This window comes from Roseibium sp. ROS1, from assembly GCF_054658215.1.
Map to the genome: position 1 here is coordinate 1 of NZ_BAAGIG010000027.1, position 785 is coordinate 785.

Here is a 785-nt window from a genome sequence, read left to right on the forward strand (position 1 = left end):
CCCTCCACAGGATCAGCCCGGCCCGTCAGGGCTGGTCCGGTTCAGCAGCGCCGATCCTGAATTTCGAAATATGCAGACTGGCGGCAGTGTTCCTGCCGCCAGTGCTTTGCGCTTTAGGCTGCGGCTCTCAAACCTTTCAGTTCCGCCATCTTTTCAGAAAGCGTCCAAAGGGCCTTGTTCAGTTTCACGTCCTGATCGATGCCCTTCACCGCTCGGGAGGTGGAGCGGCGAAGGCGTCCATGTTCATCGCGGAAACGCGCCTCCAAACCACCTCGGATGGCGTTTTCCTGAACAACGTTAAAAGTTGTCCAGAGGTCGTTTTCCCGGTCGCCCGTGCGGCGGGTGTTCAAAAGCTGGCTTGGCTGAATGTGGGTCGTGGTTTCCCCTTTGGTATCTCCGAACCGGGCAATATGCGCCGCCTCCGCAAACACCTGCCTTTCGTCACGATCGAGGATCAGACCGCTCCAATCGGCTGGCGCTGCCAGGGCTTTTTCCGCTTCCTTCATCACGCGGAACGTGCCGTCAATCACCTTGTGGCTCACGTTTCCGCTGTGGCGCACCCTCACATTGTCGAGGGTGGAGGTCTGGGCGACAAGGGAATTCAGGCACCGGATGCGGAACAACCCGGCCATGATATCGAAAGCGGACGTACCATCATTTGCGTTTTTGAGCAGGATTTCGCAGACGGTATCCCCAACGCAGAACTTGGCATCGTGGTCGAGGCGGCGAAGCCGGATCAGGTGCTTGGTGAAGTCCTTCTTGCTGGCATCGCGGGTACGGCCTTG

General features: G+C 58.6%; 1 protein-coding gene. It reads right to left on the minus strand.

Annotated elements, in window-relative coordinates:
- Positions 1 to 113: 113 nt before the first annotated feature.
- A partial coding sequence (locus tag ACYQ6M_RS30340) for a DUF932 domain-containing protein (RefSeq protein WP_460077694.1) occupies positions 114 to 785 on the minus strand: 672 nt, incomplete at its 5' end.